Origin of the sequence: Endozoicomonas sp., assembly GCF_031844845.1 — a bacterium.
Classification (GTDB): domain Bacteria; phylum Pseudomonadota; class Gammaproteobacteria; order Pseudomonadales; family Endozoicomonadaceae; genus Endozoicomonas.
The window spans coordinates 1-5,732 of record NZ_JAVRMB020000242.1; the positions used below are offsets into that span (position 1 = coordinate 1).

A 5,732-nucleotide genomic window follows, 5' to 3' on the forward strand; every position below is an offset into this window, starting at 1 on the left:
CAATACTGAGCCTGTACATTCCCCTGTCAACGCTTAACCATCGCCATTACTGACAACCGCCCATGACTTGGGGTTCCGGCGGATTGCTATGCCTTACCGGATGAAGGAGTTTCACCTTCAATCTCTTGCCGATTTATCTCGGCGCACTGGTGTCCTATTCCTTTTTTTAATTCCTATTTATACAAAATAATAATCTATCAGGAACTATTTGATCTGAAAAATGTCTTAATGGGTACGGTAGTAAATCTGAAGCTTTCGCCCTGGTTTGCGCATAAATTCCGGAAACAGTAGTCAGGAAAGACCTGACCCTAGTTTTTTTGCCAGTTTTTTTTGGCAATGTGTAAGGGGCCCAGGGTTTTCAAATGAAACAGAATGGGTGTTCAAGTTGACCAGAATACGCACTGGGCAAGTTGGCTGTGAAAGAGCCAGAGCGGTTAGAGGTCCTGAACGACCGGAGCCTCCCTCTTCACAACAATTTGAGCGAAAGTCAGATACGGGAACACGTCAAACGGCGAAAGATCAGCGGTGGGACTCGTAGCGAAGCAGGACGGCAAAGCCGCGACACATTTGCCAGCCTGAAATAAACGTGTCGCCTTCATGGTATTTCTTTCTGGGAATACCTGAAGGACAGATTGAATGGTAAGTAGGTGAAAGTTTGCTTTTGAGTATTTTTTACCGGATAAATCTTGAGTTTACATCTAGCTGAAGCCTTGGCTACAGGGGGATTGAACTATTTATTGATCTTGTGGTCAAAATATTCGATTACAAACTATCACCTACTTATTCCTCAGGTCCCAGGTGCCTCAATCTACTGGCAAATGGGTAATTTATTTCGGGACAATTCCTATGGCATTCGTGCGTTATATAAGGGGCATGAAGGAGGAAGACCTTTCATCTATGATGAAACTGAAGTCCAGCGTATAAAAGAATTGGTAGCTGAGGAACCCCGCCGTCTATCTTATGTTCAATCCAGGATTGAGGATGAAACCGGCATTTTTGGACACTTTTAATTACACCCCATTTAAATAGCTTTTACTGTTACTGCCGTATAGTTGGCGCAAAATCTGCCTCTATAAAAATAGCTATTATATTTTTATACCTTGGCGTTATTACTGTGTCAGCTTATTTAAATAAAATTGACCATACGTTCAGTCAGTTTATATGAAAGCAAACTATTACCTACTTATACAGTGGCGGTAGCGAGGCTCGCAGGCTGGAAGAGGTCTTATAACTCTCATCACAGAATTGACAAATGGGTCATTACAGCCAGTCAGTCAACATCACGCCAACGCTCAGGCGGTTGGCGCTGTCGTTGTAATCAATCAGACTTTCCCCATAACCATTGAAGTACTGAATATAGCCCCTGAACCTCCGGTTGATGGGGAATGACCAGTCCAGTTGCACCGCACCCTTGTTATCACTGCGCAGGTTATTCCTCAGCATCATGCCCAGGTTGTGCTCTTGAATTTGATAGCCCAGATGCAGTTCACCATATCCCATGTATTTTTCAATATCAGGGTTGTCGTCGCCTTTGGAACTGTTTTCCTCCCCGGGTTCTTTTTCCGGCTCCGGAATTCGCCACCAGGGCTTGATACTGGCGACGAAATTTCCTTTGGAAAAAATAAACTGGGCGTAGAGACGGTTCCAGCTTCGGGAGAGTTCACCACTTCGTCCATTAGACTGGTGTGTAAACCCTGCGGCAACCATATTCATATCAAAACCAAAAAACTGATAGTCAGTAGGTAAAACCATAAACACCTCCGGCTCATGGTTGGTTTCCCGAAAGGGTGCTGAGTTTTCGTTATAGGCCTGCCACCAGGAGGTATTGGTGTAGGCCACATAGATGTCGCCGTAGCCATTGAAAACACCTTCTGCCAGTGGTGCCTTCACGCTGAGTTGGAATTTGATTTCAGTGCTTGAGAAGTTTTTAATATTTTGTTCAAACGGTGCGATATTGGGGCTTTTGTTATAGGAAAGTGGCAGCAGATAGTTTGGCCGATGGGGGGTGAGGGTAAACCGGTTGTCCCGTGTTTCTTCTTCTTCCTGAACCCGATGTTCAATAATATTGTCATCAGGCTCCGGATCTGCATTGATCCTGCATTGCTGGCGGATATCAGCCAGCGTCAGTGAGTCATCACCTTCTCTCAGTAGTATATTCAGGCAGTCCTCATAAGAGTCCGGGTATACCGTTGTTGGGTATACCGTTGTAGAGAACAGACACAATGAGAGTATTGCAGGAACCGTACTATTTATCCCCGGGATTGAAAGATTCATTCTGAAGCCTTGTCGTTATTATTAAAAGCTGATCTGTCCAGGTAGCGGCAATTATCCGGCAAGCCCCTGGTGATTTCAATAAACGACCATGTATTGACAATGAAAGATCCATGGCAGGGCAGGGTTAACCGATAGCAGTACACCGGTTTAAAGTTGAGCTTAAGAAGCTGCATCATTATCAGTAACCAGCTGTACATTTGGCCAGGGGATAACTAAAGCAACCAGACTGACCAGCGCAACCAGGGAAAGATAAATGGCAGGCCCTGATGCGTTATCCGAATATTTTGCCAGCAGTATTGATGTGAATGGCGCCAGACCACCAAAAATGGCAAATCCCATGTTGTAACAGGTGGCAATGCCGGTATAGCGAACCTCTGTGGGGAAGAAACTGATTAACAGAGGCGGCAATGCTCCGGAAGCCGTTGCGGCAAGAATACCGCAAATAAGCATAATGGTGCCCAGTTGCGCTGATGGTGAAGAAAAATACTGGAATGAAGGCCATGAGGTAATGGCAATACCTACCGCCAGGATACCCAGTATCAGTTTGTGATTGATTAGATCTGAAAACATCCCGCCCAACAGGCAAAGTGGAGACAGCATCAGAAACGCCAGTGCCGTGTGCCATGCAACGGCTTCCCTGGGGAAGTTGAGCAATGACGACAGATAACCGGGCATATAGATACTGTAAATCGTCGCTGTTGCCCCGCACAGGCCAATGGTCAGAAATCCGCAGATAACGCCTCTGGTGTGTTCTCTAAACAGAAGTACGATCGGAATGGAGGCCTGTGCCTTTGCATGGTCAAGTGCTGCAAACAATCCGGATTCAGAGAACTGTTTGCGGATATGATAGCTGACAATTCCCAGTGATCCTCCGATCCAGAAAGGAACTCGCCAGCCCCACTCTTTCATGGATTCAGGCGTAAGGTGCATCTCCAGCATACCGTGGACAAATGTACCGAATGAAATACCGATCATCATTGCCAGAAAAAGAATGCTAATCACCAGCCCCCGCCTTTCTGGTGTACTTTCACTGAGGTAAGTAATGGCTCCGGGAATCTCCCCACCCAGGGAAAACCCCTGAAGCAGTCGTAATACGATAAGCGCAATTGGGGCGGCTGCTCCAATACTGTCCCAGCCAGGTAAACATCCCATCAGGGCAGTGGTCAGAGCCATCAGAAAAATTGAAAAAGTAAATGTCTTTTTGCGGCCATAGCGATCACCAAAGTGACCAAAGACAATACCCCCCAGAGGGCGGGTAAGATAACCGATGGCAAAGGTAGCAAAGGTACTCAGCAAAGCCGTGACGTGATCTTCAGACGGGAAAAAATTCTCGGCAATATAGCTGGCCATTAAGCCGTATATCAGAAAATCGTATATCTCCAGCATACCGCCCAGTGATACAGAAAATGCCAGCCGGTACTGGCCTGAAGATGTCGTAATACAACGCCTGGTTTGAGTCATCAGTCGGATAGAAAGTGTGTGGGTGAAACATGTAGATGGTTGATAAGCCATCGGCCATTTTGCTGTCTGAACAGGTGCGTTGCCCTCAGGGATTGCTCTTCTTCAAACTGCTCTTCCCCGAGTTTTCTCAGGGTGGATAACACCCAGAGGCTTCCGGAAATAATGGTGTGTTCATCCGCATAGAGTTCCTCAACCCTGTAGTTAACTGATTTGATCTCAAACTGTCTGAATAGTTCCTCATACCAGAGGATTAACTGGTCGTGGGAGGTAATGGTGTCGCCTTCAGCATTCCAGAACAGCAGATCTGGCTCACTGGTGTAATGACTAATAAGTTGCTCCAGGTCTTTATTGCAGTAGCTGGTGGCTATTTCGGAAAAAAATGTATCTACCAGGTCAGTGGCCAGGTCGAGGTCAGCCATGGTTATCTTCCCCCCTCTATGTCCTAAAGGGTTCTGTGTCATAAATGTAAAAACAGTGGTTATTGAATCTGAAATACCGATTAAGAATAGTCTTCGCAAGTGCTAAAGGACATCCACAAATCAAATACTAATATTGGCCTTGAACGAGACTGAGGCGCAATCCCGCGCCCTTTAGGTGCAAGAAGTAAAAAAGAAGTAAAGGACATCCACAAATCAAATACTAATATTGGCCTTGAATTTGTCCTATTTATTGTTGCCGGTAATGCTCAGGGTCTACGAAGAGGCAGCTGGAGTGGCTACACTAATACTCAGACAGAAGTAATCAGGGCCTGCAGTTAAAGCAGACAACACAACGAACACTGTAAATATCCAGGGAGGAATTATGTTTTATCGTCATTTTTGCGAGAATAAGAATGGACGTGATTTTGTCATCGGAGATCTGCATGGTATGTATGATCTATTGATGCAGTCTCTGGATGCTGTCAGTTTTGACCGATCAAAGGATCGATGTTTTAGCTGCGGTGATCTGATTGATCGGGGGCCTGATTCAGAGAAATGTCTCTCCCTGATGGGTGAACCGTGGTTTTTCAGTGTGCGTGGCAATCATGAGCAGTGCATGATCGATACGGTACGGCACCCATCTTCCCGTGAGGTGGCACAGTGGGTCCTCTGCGGTGGACGCTGGCATCTGCAAGTGTCTTCAGAAAAAATGAACAGGTATGCTGCCAAGGCAGCAGAACAGCCGGTTTTGATTTCTGTTGACCTTGCTGGTGGCAGGAAAGTGGCTATTTGCCATGGGGATTATCCATTATCAGCATGGGCTCCGGATCAGATTGAATCTGACCCGGATCTGGTCTGGGCTGTGCTGTGGTCCAGAACCCGGATTCAAAGTGGTGATGACTCTCTGGTTGAGGGGATTGACCATATTTTCTGTGGTCATACCATTGTGGATCAGCCTGTGACCCTGGGAAATATCCACTATATCGATACCGGTGGTTTTGAAAGCAATTGCCTGACATTACTTCCCTTCAGTAACCTGAGTTAAGGAACTGTCCTTAAACAACTTTCCCATTTCAACGAACGTAGCTTGTTGCTCGTAGTCCGCGGTTCGTAGTCCGTAGTCCGAAAAAGCAAGAGCAGCTTGTGCTTTTGCTTTTGCTTTTGCGGAAAGCGGACTACGGATAACGGACAGCGGCCTTATGTCAGTGCCACTCAATAACCGTTTCTTCATTATGGCGAGTCTTGGGGTAAGGCTCGTTTTCCCGGTAACCGAAGGCAACCATCACACTGACACCAAACTCACCGGTGTCCAGCAGACCTTCCTCGACCAGAACCGCTTCCAGCTTCTCACGGTGAAAACCTTCCATGGCACAGGAATCAATACCAATCTGTGCGGCTACGCTCATCATATTACCCAGGGCGATGTAGGTCTGCTTGCAGGCCCAGTCAAACATGGTTCTCGGGGACTCGGTCAGCCGGAAGTCCCGGGTCTGGAAATCGCGGTAGAACTCGCTAATCATATCCACCACATCTTCAGGCAGCTGTTTGACGTTACGCATATGGTCCAGAATGTATTCA

7 protein-coding genes are annotated in these 5,732 nt (G+C 46.7%); 2 read left to right on the forward strand and 5 right to left on the reverse strand.

The window, feature by feature from the left end; genetic code table 11:
- The first annotated feature begins 686 nt into the window (after positions 1-686).
- Positions 687-1,010, forward strand: coding sequence for a helix-turn-helix domain-containing protein (locus tag RM811_RS12895; protein ID WP_402524868.1), 324 nt, complete (start codon positions 687-689; stop codon positions 1,008-1,010).
- Positions 1,011-1,260: 250 nt separating this feature from the next.
- Here RM811_RS12895 and RM811_RS12900 read toward each other — a convergent pair whose 3' ends face one another.
- Genes RM811_RS12900 through RM811_RS12915 form a run of 4 tightly spaced genes read right to left on the reverse strand, consistent with a single transcriptional unit; the run spans position 1,261 to position 4,154 of the window.
- Complete coding sequence (locus RM811_RS12900) at positions 1,261-2,274, reverse strand: phospholipase A (protein ID WP_402524869.1); 1,014 nt, start codon at positions 2,272-2,274, stop codon at positions 1,261-1,263.
- Positions 2,271-2,450, reverse strand: coding sequence for a hypothetical protein (locus RM811_RS12905; RefSeq protein ID WP_402524871.1), 180 nt, complete (start codon positions 2,448-2,450; stop codon positions 2,271-2,273). The genes RM811_RS12900 and RM811_RS12905 overlap by 4 nt, the downstream gene beginning before the upstream one ends.
- Positions 2,434-3,786 carry an MFS transporter gene (locus tag RM811_RS12910; protein WP_402524873.1) on the reverse strand — a complete coding sequence of 451 codons (1,353 nt, stop codon included), beginning with the start codon at positions 3,784-3,786 and terminating at the stop codon, positions 2,434-2,436. The genes RM811_RS12905 and RM811_RS12910 overlap by 17 nt, the downstream gene beginning before the upstream one ends.
- Positions 3,735-4,154, reverse strand: coding sequence for a YybH family protein (locus tag RM811_RS12915; protein ID WP_402524875.1), 420 nt, complete (start codon positions 4,152-4,154; stop codon positions 3,735-3,737). The genes RM811_RS12910 and RM811_RS12915 overlap by 52 nt, the downstream gene beginning before the upstream one ends.
- Positions 4,155-4,536: 382 nt before the next feature.
- Here RM811_RS12915 and RM811_RS12920 point away from each other — a divergent pair, with 382 nt between their 5' ends.
- Positions 4,537-5,199: a metallophosphoesterase gene (locus RM811_RS12920; RefSeq protein ID WP_402524877.1), complete on the forward strand. Its 663-nt coding sequence runs from the start codon at positions 4,537-4,539 to the stop codon at positions 5,197-5,199.
- A 157-nt stretch (positions 5,200-5,356) separates the two neighbouring features.
- Here RM811_RS12920 and RM811_RS12925 read toward each other — a convergent pair.
- A partial coding sequence (locus RM811_RS12925; RefSeq protein WP_402524879.1) for a nitroreductase family protein occupies positions 5,357-5,732 on the reverse strand: 376 nt, incomplete at its 5' end.

Coding starts and splice junctions, on each gene's coding strand:
- RM811_RS12900 (WP_402524869.1), bottom strand. CDS start 2,274: ATGAATCTTTCAATCCCGGGGATAAATAGTACGGTTCCTGCAATACTC.
- RM811_RS12905 (WP_402524871.1), bottom strand. CDS start 2,450: ATGATGCAGCTTCTTAAGCTCAACTTTAAACCGGTGTACTGCTATCGG.
- RM811_RS12910 (WP_402524873.1), bottom strand. CDS start 3,786: ATGGCTTATCAACCATCTACATGTTTCACCCACACACTTTCTATCCGA.
- RM811_RS12915 (WP_402524875.1), bottom strand. CDS start 4,154: ATGGCTGACCTCGACCTGGCCACTGACCTGGTAGATACATTTTTTTCC.
- RM811_RS12920 (WP_402524877.1), top strand. CDS start 4,537: ATGTTTTATCGTCATTTTTGCGAGAATAAGAATGGACGTGATTTTGTC.